The organism is Bizionia argentinensis JUB59, assembly GCF_000224335.1.
GTDB lineage: Bacteria > Bacteroidota > Bacteroidia > Flavobacteriales > Flavobacteriaceae > Algorimicrobium > Algorimicrobium argentinense.
This window is the reverse complement of record NZ_AFXZ01000020.1, coordinates 14,605-36,366: the sequence shown is the minus strand read 5'-3', so window position 1 is coordinate 36,366 and position 21,762 is coordinate 14,605. Positions and strand designations below refer to the sequence as shown.

Annotated in this window: 23 protein-coding genes and 1 tRNA gene; 17 read left to right on the top strand and 7 right to left on the bottom strand. The window is 33.4% G+C overall.

The window, feature by feature from the left end; genetic code table 11:
* Positions 1-131: 131 nt before the first annotated feature.
* The 4 genes from BZARG_RS07190 to BZARG_RS07175 form a co-directional block, all read right to left on the bottom strand.
* A complete protein-coding gene (locus BZARG_RS07190; RefSeq protein ID WP_008636781.1) occupies positions 132-395 on the bottom strand; it encodes a hypothetical protein in 264 nt (87 codons plus the stop codon).
* A 206-nt stretch (positions 396-601) separates the two neighbouring features.
* Positions 602-739 (bottom strand): hypothetical protein, encoded by a 138-nt coding sequence (locus BZARG_RS15765; RefSeq protein WP_008636816.1) that lies wholly within the window; start codon positions 737-739, stop codon positions 602-604.
* 181 nt (positions 740-920) lie between these two features.
* Positions 921-3,107 carry a glutamine synthetase III family protein gene (locus tag BZARG_RS07180; RefSeq protein WP_008636817.1) on the bottom strand — a complete coding sequence of 729 codons (2,187 nt, stop codon included), beginning with the start codon at positions 3,105-3,107 and terminating at the stop codon, positions 921-923.
* 124 nt (positions 3,108-3,231) lie between these two features.
* Positions 3,232-4,191: a calcium/sodium antiporter gene (locus BZARG_RS07175; RefSeq protein ID WP_008636803.1), complete on the bottom strand. Its 960-nt coding sequence runs from the start codon at positions 4,189-4,191 to the stop codon at positions 3,232-3,234.
* Positions 4,192-4,386: 195 nt separating this feature from the next.
* On the opposite strand from BZARG_RS07175, the gene BZARG_RS07170 reads away from it, so the two are divergent.
* The 4 genes from BZARG_RS07170 (at position 4,387) to BZARG_RS07155 (ending at position 6,955) form a co-directional block, all read left to right on the top strand.
* Positions 4,387-4,746 (top strand): BlaI/MecI/CopY family transcriptional regulator, encoded by a 360-nt coding sequence (locus BZARG_RS07170; protein WP_008636821.1) that lies wholly within the window; start codon positions 4,387-4,389, stop codon positions 4,744-4,746.
* A 2-nt stretch (positions 4,747-4,748) separates the two neighbouring features.
* A complete protein-coding gene (locus BZARG_RS07165) occupies positions 4,749-6,386 on the top strand; it encodes a M56 family metallopeptidase (protein ID WP_008636841.1) in 1,638 nt (545 codons plus the stop codon).
* A 41-nt stretch (positions 6,387-6,427) separates the two neighbouring features.
* Positions 6,428-6,688: a hypothetical protein gene (locus tag BZARG_RS07160; RefSeq protein ID WP_040288129.1), complete on the top strand. Its 261-nt coding sequence runs from the start codon at positions 6,428-6,430 to the stop codon at positions 6,686-6,688.
* A 78-nt stretch (positions 6,689-6,766) separates the two neighbouring features.
* Positions 6,767-6,955: a TonB-dependent receptor plug domain-containing protein gene (locus BZARG_RS07155; protein WP_040288128.1), complete on the top strand. Its 189-nt coding sequence runs from the start codon at positions 6,767-6,769 to the stop codon at positions 6,953-6,955.
* Between the two features lie 74 nt (positions 6,956-7,029).
* Here BZARG_RS07155 and BZARG_RS07150 read toward each other — a convergent pair whose 3' ends face one another.
* Complete coding sequence (locus BZARG_RS07150; RefSeq protein WP_008636827.1) at positions 7,030-8,994, bottom strand: endonuclease; 1,965 nt, start codon at positions 8,992-8,994, stop codon at positions 7,030-7,032.
* Positions 8,995-9,104: 110 nt separating this feature from the next.
* Here BZARG_RS07150 and BZARG_RS16185 point away from each other — a divergent pair, with 110 nt between their 5' ends.
* From BZARG_RS16185 to BZARG_RS16000, 13 genes are all read left to right on the top strand, one after another.
* A complete protein-coding gene (locus tag BZARG_RS16185) occupies positions 9,105-9,257 on the top strand; it encodes a hypothetical protein (protein WP_040288133.1) in 153 nt (50 codons plus the stop codon).
* A gap of 56 nt (positions 9,258-9,313) precedes the next feature.
* Positions 9,314-9,390 (top strand) — tRNA-Arg (locus tag BZARG_RS07140).
* A gap of 220 nt (positions 9,391-9,610) precedes the next feature.
* Complete coding sequence (locus BZARG_RS07135; protein ID WP_008636842.1) at positions 9,611-10,909, top strand: site-specific integrase; 1,299 nt, start codon at positions 9,611-9,613, stop codon at positions 10,907-10,909.
* A gap of 61 nt (positions 10,910-10,970) precedes the next feature.
* On the top strand, positions 10,971-11,822 hold the full coding sequence (locus BZARG_RS07130; protein WP_008636795.1) for an RteC domain-containing protein: 852 nt from the start codon (positions 10,971-10,973) through the stop codon (positions 11,820-11,822).
* A gap of 224 nt (positions 11,823-12,046) precedes the next feature.
* The gene (locus tag BZARG_RS07125; RefSeq protein WP_008636800.1) at positions 12,047-12,322 is read left to right on the top strand and encodes a helix-turn-helix domain-containing protein; all 276 of its coding nucleotides are present in this window, start codon (positions 12,047-12,049) and stop codon (positions 12,320-12,322) included.
* A gap of 58 nt (positions 12,323-12,380) precedes the next feature.
* Positions 12,381-13,151, top strand: a complete 771-nt coding sequence (locus BZARG_RS07120) for a hypothetical protein (RefSeq protein ID WP_008636824.1) — start codon at positions 12,381-12,383, stop codon at positions 13,149-13,151.
* 13 nt (positions 13,152-13,164) lie between these two features.
* On the top strand, positions 13,165-13,875 hold the full coding sequence (locus BZARG_RS07115; protein ID WP_008636820.1) for an ATPase: 711 nt from the start codon (positions 13,165-13,167) through the stop codon (positions 13,873-13,875).
* A gap of 17 nt (positions 13,876-13,892) precedes the next feature.
* On the top strand, positions 13,893-14,513 hold the full coding sequence (locus tag BZARG_RS07110; RefSeq protein ID WP_008636806.1) for a hypothetical protein: 621 nt from the start codon (positions 13,893-13,895) through the stop codon (positions 14,511-14,513).
* Positions 14,514-14,683: 170 nt separating this feature from the next.
* Complete coding sequence (locus tag BZARG_RS07105; RefSeq protein WP_008636801.1) at positions 14,684-14,917, top strand: hypothetical protein; 234 nt, start codon at positions 14,684-14,686, stop codon at positions 14,915-14,917.
* On the top strand, positions 14,901-15,203 hold the full coding sequence (locus BZARG_RS07100) for a type II toxin-antitoxin system RelE/ParE family toxin (protein ID WP_008636834.1): 303 nt from the start codon (positions 14,901-14,903) through the stop codon (positions 15,201-15,203). Before BZARG_RS07105 ends, BZARG_RS07100 begins: the two co-directional genes overlap by 17 nt.
* A 631-nt stretch (positions 15,204-15,834) precedes the next feature.
* Entirely contained in the window at positions 15,835-16,314 is a 480-nt protein-coding gene (locus BZARG_RS07095; RefSeq protein ID WP_123766889.1) for a hypothetical protein, read from the top strand.
* 639 nt (positions 16,315-16,953) lie between these two features.
* Positions 16,954-17,205, top strand: coding sequence for a Fic family protein (locus tag BZARG_RS16005; RefSeq protein WP_008636856.1), 252 nt, complete (start codon positions 16,954-16,956; stop codon positions 17,203-17,205).
* A 25-nt stretch (positions 17,206-17,230) separates the two neighbouring features.
* Positions 17,231-17,383: a hypothetical protein gene (locus BZARG_RS16000; protein WP_008636788.1), complete on the top strand. Its 153-nt coding sequence runs from the start codon at positions 17,231-17,233 to the stop codon at positions 17,381-17,383.
* A 352-nt stretch (positions 17,384-17,735) separates the two neighbouring features.
* Here BZARG_RS16000 and BZARG_RS07085 read toward each other — a convergent pair whose 3' ends face one another.
* Together BZARG_RS07085 and BZARG_RS07080 are read right to left on the bottom strand one after the other, a co-directional pair.
* Positions 17,736-18,416, bottom strand: coding sequence for a M48 family metallopeptidase (locus BZARG_RS07085; protein ID WP_008636818.1), 681 nt, complete (start codon positions 18,414-18,416; stop codon positions 17,736-17,738).
* A gap of 1 nt (position 18,417) precedes the next feature.
* Entirely contained in the window at positions 18,418-21,762 is a 3,345-nt protein-coding gene (locus tag BZARG_RS07080) for a type I restriction endonuclease subunit R (RefSeq protein ID WP_008636799.1), read from the bottom strand.

Genomic DNA, 21,762 nt, shown 5'->3' with positions numbered 1-21,762 from the left:
AGTACATACTCCAAGCCTATTCCGGCTTGAGTTTTGGCATTAGATTAACATCGTCAAAATCATTCAATGCATTAAAACCACCACTCAAAAAAATGTAAGGCGAAAAGCGGTCATGCGGAAAAGCTAAAACCTCAACATTCAAATCGACGCTCACCCCTACTCAAACCATCCCTATAGATTAGAATGAATTTATTAAAATTGACTTTGGCGTTAATATCCGGAATAATAGACTTCTTATAACCAACACCGAAATTAAAATCAGAAAGCCGATCGCTTAATATTGCGGCACCAAACGATGAAGAAGCTGCATGTGTTCCACGTAAATCATAAAAGCTCGTCTGAAGTAATTGGGAAGCTTTGTTCGTGGATGATGTGTTTTGAATCCAAGCATCCAATGTAATAAAGTAAAAAATGAGGAAAAATAACTAAATCGCGTATTTTCCTATTGTTATTTTAGATTGTTTAGCTTTATAAAGTATCATGATTAGGTTTTTTTACCAGAATTACATTATTTTTTAAAAAAACCATATTTAGATTTTAAAGTTCTTAAAAAGGCTTTAAAATCTAAATATGGCTCTCCAATAAGTAAGCTGACAAATTATTACCCCACAATTGTTGATGTTTCCGCTTTTTTAATAACTTCTTTTTGTGAAGCGTTTTCATCCAAGCTATCGTTAGCTTGGGAGAAAATCAGGGTAGCAGCCATAAGCATAAGAACACTTACAATAAGCCTTTTCATAATATATTTGTAATGATTAATAGCACTATAAAAATACAAATTAATTACAAAAACACCTGGTAATAGACATATATTCGTTGACATACAAATTATATCAGACAAAACACACTTCAGCTACTTTTAATCATAAAAAAACCCTACGTAAGTAGGGTGTTTTCATTATGTTACGTCTATATTGAGTCTATTTAGTAAACAATAACTCTCTATATTTCGTTAATGGCCAAATTTCATCATCAACCAATAGCTCTAATTTATCACAATGATATCTTATATCGTCAAAAAGTGGTTTTACCTCAAAACAATAAGCTTCAGCTTTCTTATCAATTTCAATAATTTTATTGGCAATCTTACGCTTATTAATCATGAGCGTTACATTGGAATTGATAGATGCAATATGCTCTGAAATTTCTTCAATTAAGTTTAATTGCTCCTGACCAAATTTCTTAAAGTCATCTCCATAAATTTCTTTTAAACCTTTGACGTTTTTAATTAAAATATTTTGATAACGAACAGCAACTGGCATAATATGGTTACGAGCAATATCTCCTAAAACACGTGATTCAATTTGTATACGCATAATATAGTCTTCCATTTCTATCTCATAACGCGCTTCAGACTCCACACGATTCATAACCCCTAAATCCTCAAAAAGTTTAAGTGCTTTTTCAGAAATTTTAGCTTTTAAAGCCTCCGGCGTTGTTTTATTATTACTCAACCCACGTTTTTTCGCTTCAATTTCCCACTCTTCTCCGTAACCATTCCCTTCAAACAATACCTTTTGCGACTGTTTTATATATTCACGAAGAACATTAAAAATGGCTTCATCCTTTTTAAGTTTTTTGTCCTTAATCAAAGCATCAACCTCAATTTTAAAGTCAATTAGCTGCCTAGCCATAATAGTGTTTAAAACCGTCATTGGGTGCGCACAATTAGCTTTTGATCCAACCGCTCTGAATTCGAACTTATTGCCCGTGAAAGCAAAAGAAGACGTTCTATTTCTATCCGTATTATCTAATAAAATTTCAGGAATTTTACCAACTACGTTCAATTTCAAATCCGTTTTTTCTTCAGGAGATAATTTTCCATTCGTTACATTTTGTAACTCATTTAAAACATTAGTTAACTGCTCACCAATAAAAACGGAAACAATTGCTGGCGGCGCTTCATTTGCACCTAAACGATGATCATTACTCGCCGAGGCGATAGCTGCACGAATAAGTTCTTCATTATCATTAACAGATTTTATGGCGTTAATAAAGAAAGTTAAAAACTGCAAATTACTCATCGGTGTTTTTCCTGGACTAAACAAATTAACACCTGTATCGGTACTTAAGCTCCAGTTATTGTGCTTACCAGAACCGTTAACACCTTTATATGGCTTCTCATGAAAGAGCACCTTAAAATTATGACGCTCTGCTACTTTATGCATCAAATCCATTAATAGCGAGTTATGATCTACGGCTAAATTAGCTTCTTCAAAAACAGGCGCCAACTCAAACTGATTAGGCGCTACTTCATTATGTCGCGTTTTTGCAGGAATCCCTAACAACATACATTCGGTTTCCAAATCGCGCATAAATTGCATAGCACGAGCCGGAATAGTTCCGAAGTAATGATCATCTAACTGCTGACCTTTGGCTGGCGAATGACCAAGCATAGTTCTACCAGTTAACACAATATCCGGCCTTGAAGCCGCTAAAGCGCTATCCACTAAAAAGTATTCTTGCTCCCAACCTAATGCCGCATTTACTTTCTTAATATTTTTATCGAAATATTTACACACATCTACTGCCGCAGCATCTACTGCTTGTAATGCTCTTAAAAGTGGCGTTTTATAATCTAAAGCCTCGCCAGTATAGGATACAAAAACTGTTGGAATACATAAGGTTGTACCGTAAATAAAAGCTGGAGACGTTGGGTCCCATGCTGTATAACCACGCGCTTCAAACGTATTTCGAATACCGCCATTTGGAAAACTTGAAGCATCTGGCTCTTGCTGAACTAATTGTCCACCACCAAATTTTTCAATAGCACGCCCATTACCAATAGGCTCAAAAAAAGCATCATGTTTTTCGGCTGTTGTACCTGTTAACGGCTGAAACCAGTGTGTATAATGTGTAGCGCCTTTAGAAATAGCCCACTCTTTCATACCTGTTGAGATATGATCGGCAACATGACGATCTATTTTAGAGCCATTTTGCGTAGCATCCATAACACTCACAAAAGCCTCTTTTGTTAAATACTGACGCATGGTGTCTTCATTAAAAACATTAGCGCCAAAAATTGCAGAACGTCTTTCAACTTCTTCAATCTTGATAGGCTTGCGGTTAAGCGATTCTTTTAGTGCATAAAATCTTAATGTAGACATTTCGTTTATTTTAATTAAAGATTGCAGCACAAAAGTAAACTTATTTTTTAAAAAATAAACCCTCACCCCTATTTTTTTTGGGGTCAAACACTAAATAAAACCATTTTTAGACATAGCACCCCTATTAGTTTTCACCTAAAAACGCTAAAGAGACGAAAAGAAGATAAGAACCTAAAAGCAAAGCACCTTTATAACGACCTAAAGAAAATTGTTTGGGAAGAAAGGCTAATAATACAAGAATACCAGAAAAACCAAGCATCCAAAACATATCTTCACCCAGAATATTTGGATTAATTACCGCTATAGGATGAATCATTGCAGTTAAACCAAGGACGGAAGCGATATTAAAAATGTTTGATCCTATTAGGTTCCCAAGAGAAATGCCTTTTTCTTGTTTTAAAGCCGCAATAACAGACGCTGCTAATTCGGGCACACTGGTTCCAATTGCCACCATAGTTACAGAAATAACACGTTCACTAACGCCCATACTTAACGCCATATCTTTAGCACCAATAACCAACCAATCACTTCCAAAATACAAAGCAACGCCACCAATTGCGAGCCAAATAATTATTTTAAAATTAGATGTTTTTTGCAATACACTATCCACGCCTGATGTATCCGCATCTAGACCATTAGCCTTTCTAGAGCGACGTATTATTATAAATAAAAATAGGACTAAAGAAATCATGAGTGCCAATCCCTCTTTGAAATCGAGAACCGAACCACTTTGCAACATAAAATAAAGCGCAACAGATAAGAGCATCATCATGGGCCAATTGAGTTTAAAGAAATCTTTATCAATTGCTAGTGGTGTTATAAAAGCTGTAATTCCTAATACCAAACCAATATTAGCAATATTAGAACCTATTACATTACCCAAAGATATATCTGGCGAGCCATCTAAAGCCGCCTGTAAACTAACCAATAATTCAGGTACGGATGTAGCAAAAGACACGACCGTCATACCTATTACGAGTTTTGAAACTTTAAATTTAAAGGAAAGTGCTACGGAAGCGCGTACAAGAAATTCACCGCCTACAACTAATAAAACTAATCCTAATAACATTAAAACTATACTCATTATATCCAATTTTTAAACATCCTTCTTTTTACAGATGCATAGAAATGCGAAGATAGTATTTCTCATACTTTTTTAATAAAAACTAAAAAATTCTTTAAAAAACTATTTTTATAGTTGCATAACTACAAAAATAGTTATAGGTTTGAATTCACAATAAACACTTTTCTACTGCTGTGGAAATAAAAACAGGTTCTCATGCAAAAATTAACAAACAAAGAAGAAGAAATCATGCATATTTTATGGCGGCTAGAAAAAGCATTTGTAAAAGATGTACTTGCTGAAATAGAAACCGACAAACCGCATTACAATACGTTATCTACCATTATTAGAAATCTGGAAGAAAAAGAATATGTTAGTTACAAAGCTTATGGAAAAACACACGAATACTTCCCTATTGTTAGTAAAGAGCAGTATAAGAAGAAATTTATAAACACGGCTATTGATAATTACTTTAACAGCTCCTATAAGAATGTTGTTTCCTTTTTTGCTCAAGAGGAAAAAATTAGTGTGGCCGAACTAAAGGAAATTATTGCTCTCATAGAAAAAGAAAATTAATTATGGACTATTTACTAAAAGCAGCCATGGTAATGGCCATATTCTATTTTGCCTACAAGTGGTTTTTACAGCATGAAACCTTTTTTAATTCTAATCGATTTTTTTTATTAATCGGATTAATTATAGCGCTCTTTCTTCCGCTTATTGTGATTCCTATTTACGTTGAAGTGGCTTCTCAAAACTTTAACCCTATAATAATGTCGGATAAACTCGTATCGAATCAGGCAACTACAGAACATATAAGTTTAATAGAGATCTTACTTTCTATATATGGAGCAGGCGTTATATTTTTCTTCGGAAAATTTCTGGTTAATATGCTATCGCTATTTAATATTATACGAAGAAACCCTTCAGAAAACAGAAATGGCATTTATTATGTAAAAACAAATGATGCTATTGCGCCGTTTTCATTTTTTAATTGGATTGTATATAATCCGAACACGTTTAAAAATGACGAATTACAACTTATTCTAAACCATGAGCATGTTCATGTAAAACAAGGGCATTCTATCGATGTTATTTTCGCTGAAATCACCTGCATTATATTCTGGTTTAATCCCATCGTATGGTTTTACAAAAAAGCACTTCAACAAAATTTAGAGTTCATTGCAGATCAACAGGCACAATCGAAAATCGATTGCAATAGAAGCTATCAACGTCTTTTATTAAAGGCAAGTATACCAACTAATCAATTGGTGATAGCTAATAATTTTTATAATTCATTAATCAAAAAACGAATCGTTATGTTACACAAATCAAAATCAAACAATTTAAATGGCTGGAAATACGCTTTGGTAGTCCCAGCTTTAGCATTATTTCTAATGAGTTTCAACACTAAAAAAGTGTATTTTACTGAAACGACTTCAGAAACTCGAAATTCAGATTTAAATGAAATTTTATCTATTAATGCAAACTCTACTAATTCAGAGCTCAAAGACATAGAATCTTATTTTTCTAGCAAAACGGTGAGAGTTAAATTTAGCGATATTAATAGGAATCCGGACAAAACAATTAGACAAGTCACCATAAAAACGAAGCATGATGATGACACAAAATTTCTAGAACGTATAACAGTTCATAATGATAACGGCAATACAATCACACCGTTTAAACTAATGCTCTCTGATAATGGAAAGGAAATTTTATTCCAATCTAAAAATGCAATCCCTGTATTAATAAGTAAACATAATATTACGTTTAACGAAGAAGCCATTGTTAGCAAACCTCAACCTTCAATAAATAAAGATATAAACAGTACTTTACAAGACCCTAAAATCTTATACTTCTTAAACGGTAAAGAGATAACGCATGAAGAAATGAATCGAATAGACCCTAAAACGATTAATAAAATTGATGTAATAAAAGACACGGAACAGCTTAAAAAATACGGCGATAAAGGAAAGGATGGCGTTATTATAATTACAACTGGAGAAGCAACCAACAAATCGATGGACATTCCAGAAAAAGCTTTGATTCTTATTAACGATAAAGAGTCTACAAAAAAAGAAATGGATGCTTTAGACCCTGACAGTATTCAAAGTGTATTTGTTATAAAACCTGAACTGGGAAAAACGAAATACGGCAAAAAAGGAAAGGATGGCGTTATTATAATTACTACCGAAAAAGCAGAAAAAAAATAAAGAAAAGTATAGACGTTAAAGCTATAGATTCTAATAAAAACGTGTATTTAATATCCAATGGAGACTCTGGAGATATTGATGTTTTAACTGAAGATGAGAGTGGAAATTTTTTACAAAAAGATGGAAAAGTCTTTACTTCTACATCACAATCAAACCAATCTAAAAAGTTTAACTTCACTTCTAACGAACCAGAAACAAAGCTTTTAAAAATCACAAAAAAAGTAAGAAATGGTAAGGTCCTGAAAGAAGAGATAACCATCGATGACGAAAAAACTTTTAAGTGGGAAAGCAACTCTGAATAAACCGACAACACGCCTATTTTAGAAGAACATAACAACATAACCAATGAAGACCAAGAACCAAATATTAAAAATCCAGGTTTGTTTGCTTCAAAAATTAGTGAAAACCCACTAATTATTATTGACGGTAAAGTTGCTACGAAAAACGCTATGGATAAACTCAATCCAAATTCTATTAATAGTGTTAACATTTTAAAAGACAAAACTGCCACCATAAAATATGGAAACAAAGGGAAAAATGGCGTCATAATAATAACTACAAAAAAATAACATACAGTAGTTTACCTTATAGTAAAAGTCCAAACAACCAGCGTTTGGGCTTTTTTTATCAGTTAAAAAATCAACTACTTAACCATGATTTTTTTTATCGTGGTTTTGTCTTCTGAAGTAATTTGCAATAAATAAACACCTCTGGACAGGTTTAAATCTAAATACGAATTATATAACGTTTCGATATACAAAACTCTACCATCAACAGCGTAAACTGTTACTTTGGCATTATTGTTTAAACCTTTTATAAATATGCGTCCGTTTGTTGGATTAGGGTAAACCGAAACAGAATCTATGGTGTTTTTTTCCATACTTAACGGCTGACTCCAAGTTTCACCAATCATATCACCCCAAATATATTCGATTAAATCTGGCTGATCTATAAAAGGATTTCTGTTGTATTGCCAATTATAAATAATATTGTTTCTATTCATTTCAAAATCGTCCGGCGGATCATTCCTATGCCATTCTAAAAGCGTTTGCAAATCGCCTAACTGCCCAGTATATCCTGATGGAAAACCGTTAACAATATCCAATCCATTATATCGGACAGCCAAATAAAATACACCACGCGCTACATCGCCTTTAAAACTCCCCAATGTTCCTGTAGGCCCATTATATTCTCCATAAAACTGGTTTCCTCTGGAACTATTTTCAGGGCCATCGGCAACTCTCAAAGCATGTGCATCAGAATTTCCATGACGTAACGAATCGGCTTTAGTTTCCCAAAAGATATCTTTCCCGTCGGCTATTTCATCTTCTTCAATACTGTAATAACCAGCTCTAGACCTTGGAAATGTATGTTCCCGATTCCATTTGCCGGTACTAATAGAGCTTAACTGATAATCTAATTTGGCACGACCTTGTTCTAAATATACCAGCCAAACTTGATTACTATTTTCTGGATTTTGATCGGCTTCTTTTAGAATATCAATTACATCGGCATAAGATTGCGCACGTACTACAGTCGGATCTGCAACAATATCTTGTAAGCTTTGCTTTAAATTGTTATCCGCTAAACCATCCAGACTATTATAATAGCTGTTTGGTTGCGTACTCGTAACATTCCCATAAGTAGCATTTATTGGTGTACCAAAGTTGGCTTGTGTGAAATCGTCATCAATAACACGTAGTTTTACGAAATTATTAAATGGAATATATGGTGAAACTAGGTTTACAAATTTGATAAGCGGTTCCTCATCACCTTCATCCTCGGCATCATTAATAATACTGATTGTGGTAGAAACTGTATTCTGACCATTAGGAATAGTAACCGTTGTGCTCCCCGTAAAATCGGATGAATTAAATCCGTTATAATCTAAAGAAAACGAAAAAGTAAGGTCCGAATCCACATTGAATTGCGACGTGAACGTTATATTAACAGTATCACCCTCCTGATAATGCTCCGCATCTGTTTCTATAGAAATGCCGTTAAACCTAACACCACTCCCATCATTTAAGGCACGTGGTGTTGGACTTTTTGCCGTGTAGGAACCATTAGTATTTCGTTGAATAGAATTACTGTTATTTGCAGACCCTTCATTTATTTGCTGAATATCGGTAAAATTAGGATGCGAACTAAAAATATCAATTAAATCCACTGCATCGGGATCTGACGTGTCGTAAATAAGTACATCTACCAAATCATCAATTGTTGCCATGGTTTGGTCTGGAAAATCTAAATCGCTACCCAAGTAAATAGCAACAGCGTCTGCACCGTTCTGAATGGTATTCGGTGGAATTAATAATTGCGGAAAAGGCGTGACTTTATCACTGCCAATTAGCAGGAGTCCATTTTCATCTGTGATATAACCATCCAGATTAATCGTAAAATAACTAGTATTATTGCCAGAAGCGGAACCATTAAAGAAAACGACCACATAACCATCCGTGCTAAAATTGGGGAAATCGGACTTCAGTTCCAAAAACTCCTTATCGTCAATGCCGGGACTATCACAATCTAGCTCATTAATTACAATTTGACCGAAGGCTTGAAAGCCTATAGAAATCAAGGAAATAAAAAGTAAAACGTTTTTCATTTTAAGGAGGATTACGTAAATGTACGGAACTACTATAAGAATATTATTTTATAGCTTATTAAATTCATAGATTTAGCATCTTAAACTAACTGATAATTTTTAGTATGCATATGAAAAAACAATTCTTCAAATTATTAGCTAAAATTAATAAAGCCCTATTGCCAAGTTTCACAAAACAACAGCTTGATTTAAGCAAAGCGAGCAAGTTTCAGATGGCAATTTTTGGATGGAAACTGTATGTCACAAAAAACGCCTTAGATTAATTCACTTTTTGTTTGGCTTATAATATAAAAACTAATATCTTTGCACCTGCAAAAAAGGCCTCGTGGCGCAACTGAATAGCGCACTTGATTACGGCTCAAGAGGTTACTGGTTTGAATCCAGTCGAGGTCACCAAAAGCTTTATCAAAAAGCACCAAAACCGCGCAAATCCTAGGATTTACGCGGTTTCTTGTTTTTCAGACATTCATAGAAATTCACTATATTTGATCTAAAGTGTCTGCGATTCGGTTAACACTATTTCAAAGTGTCTGCGATCGCAGACACTTTCAGAAAAAACCTACAGGTTTGAATGAGCACAGTTGATTTGACTTTCGTCCTTAAAAAGACGACAACTATGCAAACAAAACACACATTTTCGACAATCTTTTGGTTACAAACCACTAGAACAGTAAACAATGAAGCACTAATTTACATTAGAATTACTGTAGATGGCAAACGCGTAAACTTTAGCTTAAAGAAAAGAATCCCTATTAATATGTGGGATTCGGCCAAGAAAAAAGTTAAAGGCACAACTGCACATGCCAAACAAATAAATTTGTATTTAGAGGAAGTAAAATCTCAACTCTTCCAAATATACCAGGACTTAAAGTTCAAAGGTCAGTTTATTACAGCACAATTAATAAAATCACACTACACCAATACGGATATTGATGAAGGTAAAACCATCATCGAAATTATAGAATATCATAATAAAAAAATATCCAATACACTCGCAGCGGGTTCCATTAGAAACTTTGGTGTTACCGAATCTTACGTGAAAAAGTTTCTAAAGAAAGAAAAACATACGAGCGACATCTATTTAAAGCAACTCAACTTTCAGTTCCTTTCAGACTTCCAAATGTACCTCTCCAATTTATACCCCGCTGGGCATCCCAAAGCATTAAGTCATAATACGGTGATGAAACACATTCAACGTTTACGCAAAATAGTAACCTTGGCTTTTCATATGGAATGGATTGAAAAAGATCCTTTTGTTCGTTTTAGAATGTCCTTCGAAAAAACCAACAGAGAATACCTGTCCGAAACTGAATTATATAATCTAGAGAAAAAAGAATTTATTTCTGACAGACTAGATCGCGTGCGCGACCTATTTGTTTTCAGTTGTTACACGGGTATTAGTTACGTTGATGTTATGTTATTAACTCCAGATCATGTGGTAATGGGCATTGATGGTAATAATTGGATAATAACAAAAAGACAAAAAACAGATACAATCGTCAAAGTTCCACTACTACCCCAAGCACTAGCAATCATTCAGAAATACAAAGACCATCCGGTAACAGCGGTTTCCGAATCTTTACTACCCAAATTAACGAACGAAAAACTAAATATGTATTTAAAGGAAGTTGCAAACTTCGTAGGCATAAAAAAGAATCTAACGTTCCACATGGCGCGTCATACCTTTGCCACTACTATAACGTTATCGAACGGTGTTCCTATTGAAACCGTATCAAAAATACTTGGACACACAAAAATTACGACTACGCAAATTTATGCCCGTGTACTAGAAAATAAAGTGAGTGCTGATATGAATCAGTTAAAATCTATTTTAGAAACAAAAGACCATAATGAAAAACAAAATAGCTCAAACAAAAGCAGTAACTACCTAAACATCAACTATAAATACGTTTAAATTTTGCTGTTTTAAATTAAAATAATAATTTGGAAGTGAATTTATAATAAATAATACCCTTATGGAGTCTATTAATAAAATCACAAAAAACTACCATGAAGAAATACAACAAATTGATGATCTAAACATTTCAGACCTAAATTACCTTAAAGCAGGGGTAAACATTTCTAAAAGGACATTATTAGAACTCTGTGATTTAATTCATATAAACACATATTTTATATGCCCAGAAGATGAGATAATATTCTTTAAACATATAAAACCATCTATTTTAGGAAGATTAAAATATTTTGTCGAATTACACAACTTCCAACTTGAATGGCCTAAAGTGGACATCAGAAAACAAAAAAAACATTTACGTCAAGCCTTAAATGATCTCGAAAACCAAAAGAAGAAAAACTTACATTTTTGGAGTTATGTTAGACACAAACAAACACAATTAGATAACATATACTTCTTGAGAAGCAATACTCAATTAGAACTTCATTTCGATTTATCTGATTTTTTCTTAAATCCAAATTTCTCTACAAATAATGACAATCTAATGTCTCAAGTTGTAGCCTTTGATTTACTTACCAATCACTACAAGAAATTGCTCGCCAAAATAAAACGCGATGAATTAAACCTAGATAAAGAACAAACAAAAGAGTCTATCTCAACTAACTTATTTTGGTCGGGATCCAAAACAGATTTAATAGAATTAATATACGCATTACACACTTCAGGAGCTATTGGTAATGGCCACATAGAAATCAGTAAAATAACACAAACTTTTGAGAAAATATTTAATATAAAACTTGGGAGTCCGTACAAAATATATGCCGAAATTAAAGCAAGAACAAATAAGCAAACAAAATTCATGGACAAACTAAAACGAAGTCTATTAAAGAAAATAAAGCTAGAAGACTCCTAACCTAGACACACGGAAATCGAACAAACTAAAACACATATAAACGATGTTTTTTTTCGGTAGTACCGAACGCATACCGAAGTATACTCAATAAAAATTAACAGCTTTGTAAAACGAAAGTCAAATTAACGCAAGTGCTATTATTAAAACTACAAATTGAAATAATAGCCCTTTAATCAATCTCGTATTCATACCGGATTATTATTAATCAATTAAACTCTTTTACAATGGCGGCAACAATTATTACCACTGAAGATCTCTATGATTTTAAATTAGAACTATTTAATGAACTCAAAAAGCTCCTCAATGAGAACACTAAAAAATCAAATAAAATAAAAAAATACCTCAAATCGGGAGAGGTTATGGAATTACTCCAAATAAGTCCAGGTACTATTCAAAATTTGAGAATGAATGGAACAATTCCCTACACTAAAATTGGGGGAATTATACTGTATGAATACGAAGAGATTATACAAATTCTCAATAACAACAAAACAACTTAAAAAACTTCTAATTATGGCTCCACAACACAAAATGTGGAGTCAAAAAATTTTTCTCTAAATGAATAAAGTAAACTACATACTTCATTTAAGGGCTGTATTCCTATTGTTCTCTAAAGACAACAGATTAAACCCAACGCATATCAGTTTGTATATGGCATTTTTTCAATTATGGAATCACAACCGATTTCCTGATCAGTTCTTTGTAAACCGTGAAGAAGTCATGAACCTATCCAAAATAGGCTCAAAATCAACGTATCATCGGTGTGTCAAAGAATTAAATCACTACAAATATCTAATTTATAACCCATCTCATAACCCATTTAAAGGCTCAAAAATTAACATGCTCATTTTTCATCCCGTACTTGATACGGGATCTCATAAAAATACGCAGAAACAACCTGAAGAATCAACTGTCTCAAATTCAAGACAAGTAATGAAACAAGCAGTGGACTTAACCGTCCCAAATCAAGGACAAGCAGTGGACTTAACTGTCCCAAATCAAGGACAAGCACTGGTACCTTTATATAAACATAATAAACAAATAGAAAACACTAATAAACTTTATAAACTAGAGCAGCCAAAAAATCAAAAAGTAGTTATTGAATTTTTTAAATCAAAAAAATGGCCAAATATCGAAGCTAAAAAATTCTTTAATTATTACCAAAGCATTGGTTGGAAATTAGGTGGGAAAACTAAAATTGTTGATTGGAAAGCTACCGCTCAAAATTGGATGCTAAAAGCTGAAGAAATTAAAAACGACAAGCAACTGTCCCAAAACAAAGACAACCTACAGACAAGCAAAAACAAAAACTACAATCAGCCACTTTAAAAAAAACCGCAACATGAAAAACTTAAAACCAAACATCATCACCGAAGGCGGCATGGATTACCAATTAGGCGAAATAGATAAAAACTGCATCCATTACGATTTTCAAAAAATTCTAATCTACCTAGAAGCCAAAGGAAAATTACTTTTCGGTCAAGACTTCAAAATTCATAATGAAGATCATGCCATCCTTTTCAAACTGTGCATTTACACCATTCAAGATTTAGACTATTGCGCAAAACTAGGCATCAACCCCAACAAAGGTATTTTATTAACGGGCCCAGTAGGTTGCGGGAAAACAAGTTTAATGAAGCTCTTGCGACACCTAACACCGCATTGTCGTTCTTATAAAATAGTTCCATGTCGCAACGCCGTTTTCAGCTTCAATCATCTAGGCTATAAAACCATAGAAGATTATGGCAATGATGATTTCTATTGTTTCGACGACCTGGGCGTAGAACCAACCGGCAGACATTATGGAAAAGACTGTAATGTCATGGGCGAAATACTATTATCTCGGTATGAAATATCCCTTCGCAGGCAGGGACCCCCTAATTCAAACGCAAAAAACTATCACCCCGAGCGCAGTCTAAAGATCAAAACCCACGCAACCACAAACCTAAACGCCCTAGAAATAGAAGAACGTTACGGAAACCGAGTCCGCTCCAGAATGCGAACCATGTTTAATCTACTGGCATTCGATAAGGATTCACAAGACAAACGATAACTTTAAAACCCACAATCATGAAAAATCCAAATACGTTCTGGAACTGGTTTAATGAAAACCACCAACTATTAAAAAACTACCAACAGTTAGAACATAAAGAAGCCTTGTTTTCCAAACTCCAAATAAACCTCAACAACTATGGCAACAATTTAAGCTTTGTTCTTACCGGGCCATCAGTTAAAAAATCAAAATATCAACTAATAATCACAACCAACGGCAATAAAAACTTAATCCTTTACGCAGCAAATCTTATTAGCAAAGCACCCAAATTCCCTGGTTGGAAATTTACAGCATCCATAAAACCAACACAAAACCTAGATAAAATTGTCTCCAGAAACGATTCACTATATGAGTTCCAAAATCTGAAAATAAAAATAAGCGACCTCTACTTCCTCCCTGCTAATTACTGCCCAATAACTCAAAAATTTAATGTCACAGTTTACCTAACAGAATACTGGAAGCACACAGAAAAACTACTACAGCAAGCTGTTAGTATTATGCTAGAGGATCGTTTAGGCGAGCACCTAGCGCATTCAAAAATTAATCGCTTAACACTAGAACAATACCCAAAAAACACCAACCTCATCCCTGCTTATGAGATGGCGTTTTATTTTGAGAATTTTAATATTAATGATTAAATGGTCCCATTATAAAAACACCAATTTAAATCAGTCCAAATCAAAACCTATTTATATCCCGGTAATTATCGACTGAAACTACTATATTAGTGCTCATATAACACGCTATGCAACAGTTAAAATCGCGTTCAAAAATTGAATATTTAGATTAAATTTGTAAATTTGATATTATGGATTTAAGTTTAGAAAATAAAAAAATAGAATTAATTCAATGGTTATCAACTTTGAATGATACTTCTCTGATTGACAAACTAATGAAATTAAGAGAGAAAGAGAAAAACGATTGGTGGAATGAAATTTCTACAAGCGAAAAAGAGTCTATTGAAAAAGGAATTCAAGATGCAGATAACGGAAAATTAACTTCTCACTCAAACGTGAAAGGAATTTATGAAAAGTGGTTATAAAATTTTGTGGACTGACCACGCAATATCTGAACTAAAAGAAACTATTGAATATCTTGAAAACAAATGGACTGAAAGAGAATTAAGAACATTCTCTGCAAAATTAGACCATACAATAGAACTGATCTCAAAATCACCTGAAATTTTCCCAGTGTCATTGGAGAAAAAAAATATTCGAAAAGCTGTTGTCGAAAAGCACAATAATCTTTATTATCGAATTAATAAAAATTCCATTGAGATTGTTTCTTTGTTTTCAAACAGGAAGAATCCAAATAAGAAAAAGATATAAAAACCGTTGCATAACAAAGTACTGTGGTAAAAAACAAGTGAAATTGATTTAATTTTTCACCAAAGTACTTCTGTAAGTATCCTCATATATTATTCCTGATTTAGCAATAGCAAAGGTCTGTTTTGGTGGCTTATTACAAACAGCTATTAATACCAATTCTTTACTCTTTCCTTTGTGCTACTAATCGCTCATAAACATCTCTACAAACCCTGTTACACATGTCAGGAAGACAGGCAGGTTTACAAACATTAAAACTACCCAACATCCCAAAAATTCGATATCACAGTTTACCTAACAGAATACTGTAAGCACCCACAAAAATTTTTACGGCAAGCTGTTAGTATTATGCTGGAGGATCTTTTAGGCGAGCACCTAGCACATTCAAAAATTAATCGCCTAACACTAGAACAATATCCAAAAAACACCAACCTCATCCCTGCTTACGAGATGGCGTTTTATTTTGAAAATTTTAATGTTAATGATTAAATGGTGCCATTATAAAAACACCAATTTAAATCAGTCGAAATCAAAATCTATTTATATTCCAGTAATTATCGCTCAAAACTACTATATTGGTGCTCATATAACACGCTGCAATTCATTGAAGAACAAGTTTACAGAAAATAAGCACATGAAAAAACTAGTACGTATTCAGGTTGCTTTAATTTTATTACAAATAGCTTCTGGATTCTTATTATTCTGGTATGGAATAACATTTTATTCAAATTATAACATATTAAAAATTGAAAATAGGTTTACCCCCAATATTTTAATAATAGACTCTTTGAAAACTACTTCAGCAAGTTCCTCTGAAAGCCAAAGTGGTTATGCTTTAGGATATATTAACAATGAAGAAAAAATATATTTACAAAAACGTAATACTAAAAAAAGAAATGAAAGTATAGGAGACACTATTTTGGTTTGGAGTATTGAAGGAATACGAAGTGTAAAGAAAAGAAAGCCAAATGAAAAAACATTTAATAGGAAAAAGTATTACACATCCAATAGAAATATCATTTTGTTTGTTTTTCTTCCAATTATTATAGTTTGGTTTTATGAACGAATTATCACAAAAAAAATAAAAAAGCTAAAAAGTTCAGATGACAGCTAAATATATTGAATAACAGAAAGCAAAATATAGTGCTAAAATAAGAACATAATAAATTACATTAATATAGTTGTAAATTAAATCAGAAAAACAACGAAATGGCAACAGCGTGAATATTTAATGGCTAGTCCTCGCCTACTCACGAAAATCCTCGTGGATTTTCTATTCGGTTTTTATTTACTAAATTCCGTGCTTAAAACACGCCACTAATCATACACTAAACGTTGTAGGTAATTTAACAAAACTAATTGTCTATCACTTTTCAGTAGATATTTACGACAAACTACTTTGACGTAAATCCGTGTTCCTCAAAAATATTTGATTATCACTTTATCAAAAATATGATTATCAAATAATTTAGTCCATAATAAATTTACATCAAACAGACTTGTCTATCAATAAATGAACATTTTTAACGACAAGACGTCTTTATGTAAATATTAGAACGTTGCATCAACAACTATTATCCTTTGGGAGAGGAGCTCAAAAATCACCCGGACAATATAAAACTGAACAGAACTATTTAGCTGATAAAATCAAACAAAAAGTATTATTTACACCAATAAGCCCGGAAAAACTCAATGACGGATTAGAACAGTTATTAAAGAGAGTTCAGACCCGATTTTGATAAAAACAGCTCTAATGCATCTCGAATTTGAAGCGCTTCACCCCTTTCAGGACGGAAATGGGAGGATTGGGCGTATGTTAATTACACTACTTCTGTGGTCATCTGGGACAATATCAGAACCTTATTTTTATGTTAGTGGATATATGGAAGAACATAAAGATGAATATATTGAAACCATGAGAAATGTATCTGAAAATAATGATTGGGAACCATGGTGCATATTCTTTTTAAATGCAATAGAAAAACAAGCAATTAGAAATTGCTAAAAGCATAAAGAATCTATACGAAGACATGAAACCTGTATTCTCGGATGCTTTATCATCGAAATGGAGTGTTAACGCGTTAGATTATATTTTCACAAATCCTAATTTAGAAACAACAGATTCACTTCAAAGAGTGGAATACCAGCACCCACCGCTGCTAGATTTACTAGAGTATTATTAGACAAAGAATTATTAAAAACATTAGAAGAATCTGCAGGTAGAAGACCAGCACTTTATGCCTTTGAACCATTGCTGAAACTCGTTCGAGTATAAAAAATAGGGCAATAAGGACTTAACCCAATGGGAAAGGCTCTTCTACAAGGTCGCCCAATATTACAAACGTAATGAACGGAGGCAAATAGCAATTAAAAGGTTTCAAACTGCAACTTTTTTGGCTTTTAGAGAAGAAGAATTTGAAATAGCTAAAGAGCAATTCGGCGTAAAATCATACGACTTAAGGACGTTTTTAAAATTTCATGCATTTAAAGTATAACCTAATCACCGAATAAAACAACAAATATTTGTGAAAAAAATCACAGATCCATACCTACCCCATTTATTTTCAACCAATTAACCTGATCTTCGTAATTTGGTAATATTTTATCTACTTCGTTCCAAAAGGCCGAAGAGTGATTGATATGAATTAAATGCGCCAATTCGTGTACTACAATATAATGTAACACATCAATGGGAGCCATTGCGCACTTCCAATGAAAATTTACATTGCCACGTGGAGTACATGATGCCCAACGATTTTGTAATTCCATTACTTTTATGTCATTAGGCTCTACTCCTAATTGACCTTTATATCTTTCAACAATTGGCTGGATTTTATTACTCAATTTGTCTTTATAAAACTTCACAAATAATTCCTTGGCTTTATGCTTATCCGCTTTATTTAATAAAAATGTATTTCTTATAAATTGTACACCTTTTAATTTATCTTCGACTAATTTTAAGCGATAGTTACGTCCTAAATACAAAAACGATTGCCCATTGACATACTCCCTTTCTACAACATTTTCATTGAGTTGTGTCCATTCTGCAAGATTTTTAAAAATTTGATATTCTTTTGCTTTAAGAATTTCTTTAATTTCCTCATCACTTAATTTTTCTGGAACGCGAGCAGAGACCGATCCATCGCGTTCTATAAAGATGCTGACGGTTTTACGTTTACTTTTCTGAACTACTATATCAATACCAGATACTATCATATTATTTTGTCAATTCTTGGTGTCTGCGTTTCGCTAAATTCATAATTTCTACACTCAATTTAGAGTGCATTTTAGAGACTTCATCTATTCCAGAGAAATCGATTATATCATCTATTTCCCCTTGTAATTTTCTAATCTCTGCTGCTCTTCCTTTCCAAAAATTCGGTTTATTTATCGCATCTTGTAATAAGCTAACCAATTCAATGGTTAATGCCTTTAATGCTTCTTTTTCCGCACCGCTAATAACCTCATCCTTAAACGAACTAAAAATTATAAAATCATAAAACGGTAACTGTTGCTCATCTAATCCCTCTTCTTCATAGTCACCCTTTCTGCCTTTAGCTAAATCTTCTCTAACTTGATCAAACTCGGCTACAATCGCATCCCAATTACCCTGATAGCGTTCGATAATTTCTTCCATCCGCTTTAGGAAACGTTTGTACAGTGCAGGATCTTTATTAATATTTACTTTTATGTGACGCCTAATAGCATGTTCCATTTCTGATGCTTTAGATTTAGAATTACCCTCTAGTTTTTTAACTTCTTTAGCAAAATCTTTAGACAGTAAGCTTACAGGTGCAACCCGACTATCAATACCCAAAGTTTCCAAATGAGCATCGATCATTTTCCGCACTTTAGGTTTTGCCCATTTTAAGTCCATACTTGGATCTTTATATCGGTTTTTGATACGGACCAACAAATACCCGAAACGTTTAGCGGGAATGTAATACTTCCTAGCCGCTTCCGAGTTAAACAACAAATCCAAACTATCAAAGAATGCCTTTATATAGGTGTCAAATTGTGCTCTAAATGGAATAGATTCCGCTAACTCAATACAATCTTCTGCCAGTTGAAATTCTGCCTCTTTATCAGACATGCTTTGTTCTGCAAACTTCTTAAAATCGGTAAGCCCTTTGTCTGTAAATAATTGAAGCATGCGATTGTAACGTGCTTCTAAAACAGGGATTTCCTTATTAATATCTCTAAAGTATTCTAATAATTCTTTAATATCCTCCTCATCTTCTGCTCCCCAAATATTTAAGGCATCTTTTAAGTGGTTGGACACCCCATAATAATCTACAAGAATACCGTGTGATTTGTCTTTTTTAGTACGGTTTACACGTGCTATTGCTTGTAATAAATCATGTTCTCTAATGCTTTTGTCTAAATACATGACTTGGGCAATTGGCGCATCAAATCCGGTAAGCAATTTATCGCAGACACATAGAAAAGCGACACCCGTTTCTGGTTTTAAATAATTGCCTTCTTCATCGGTGCTATAATCAAAGTCTTTTTTGAAATTATCAACTGCTTTTAATTCCTTCGCATTTTTTCTTGCTGCGCTAATAAATGCCTGCTCATTATTATCTTGTTTAGTAACTATCGTACCTATTTTTATAAAATTAATTTTCTCTATTAAATCTATATCTGGATTTAATTTCGCTTTTTCTATTTCAACACGCTCTTTTAATGCTTCATCAATTAAATATTGATAACGTGCTGCTGCCAAAATAGAACTCCCTACTACCATGGCTTTAAAACCATTGGGTAAAATATCATTTACATAATGGTTTACTATGTTTTTGGCGATTTTTCGTAAACGATCCATACTTTCCAAATAGGCACGCATAGTGCCATATCGCTTTTGGATTTCTTCTCTTTCTTCCTTGCTTTGCTTCTTAAACACATCTTCAAACTCTGCATCAAAAGCCTCTTTAGATTTAATGTTGTCATTGGTTGTTTTACCAATATAAATAATATCTAATGTAGCTCTATCGTCTACAGATTCACGAATTTTATAAGTATCAATAAATTCGCCTGTTCCACCAAAACGTTCATGAGTTTTTTGTTTGTGTCTATCTGTTAGCAAGGGTGTACCTGTAAAGGCTATTTTAGCAGCTTTCGGAAAGGCTGTAAACAAATTGTCGCCCATATCTCCACCTTGTGTTCTATGGGCTTCATCAATAAGAATAACGATTCTCTCAGAGGTATTGACCACATCAAAAGGTTTAAATTCTGGAACTTTACCTTCTTCTACAAAGGCTTTCATTAATGCTTTAGAATGCTTTAATTCTTCTTGCACAAATTTATGCACCATGACCATACTTAAGTCTGAGGCATTGCCACTTAATTTAGGTTTTAAATCTTTACGAGAACTGACAATATTAGCTTCTTTGAACTCATTGGTTAAACGGGCGGTTGCAGAGAGTTGTTTTTCTAAATCTTTGCGGTCTACCATCATAATAACCTTATAATCTTTCAGGTCATTTTGAGAGCGTAGCTTACGTACAAAAAACACCATGGTCAAGGATTTACCAGAACCTTGGGTATGCCAGACTACCCCAGAGCGTGTTTTGCCAGTAGTCTCATTTCTTAATCGGTCTATTATTTTACCAACCGCTCTATATTGTTGATAACGACACACAATTTTCACCTCAACACCTTCTTTTATTTCCATAAATAAAGTAAAGTGCTGTAAGACATCTAAAAGAATCTCTTTGTTTAACAAGCCTTGAATTAATACTTCTTGGCGTACTCTTGGATCATTTTGCAATCCGTTATTTTCATACCTGGCAGTTTCTTCAGCTGCGTAATTTAATAGGTCTATATTTTTATATACTTCAGGAAAAATATCTTTCCAGTTTAAGTAATATTCAAAGTCGCCAGAGATTGAACCTGCTCGAGCTTCCTCTCCATGTGTGGCAACACTAAAAAGGTTATAATGGAATAAGCGCTCTTCGCCATCGGTAAATCCAAAATCATCTCCTCTGGTATTGGCATAGCGCATTAATTGCTCCACACTACTTGAAATAGGATCTGCGACATCTACATCTTTACATTCTACTACAGAAAATGGTAAACCATTCACAAACAACACAATGTCAGGAATAATCCCTTCTCTCGGGCCACCAGGTGTTACAATTCTAAATTGGTTAATGGCTAAAAATTCATTGTTATCCCAATGTTTAAAATCAATCAATTTCACTAATGGATTTTCTTCTCCTGTAACTTCATTTTTTGCAACCGTTGTTTTTGTAACACCAATAAGTTTTTCAAAAACTTGCTTATTGGCTTCCAAAAGTGACAAATTAGCTCTTTCAGCAGCAATCGTTTCGTTGTATAAATCCTCTAATTGTTTATCTGTTAGCCATTCTATGCCATTAACAACATTTATTTTTTTAACTGCTTTTTTAAACTCTTGTTTAAGCGTGACTTCTTTAAAGCTTGTGCGTAAACTTTTAGCAGGATCTTGAGGAATACCAAAGCTACCTTGGTCTATGATGCGCCAATTAAGAGCTCTTAACTTTTCTAAAAACGGTTTTTCTACGTTAATGTATTCTGCCAT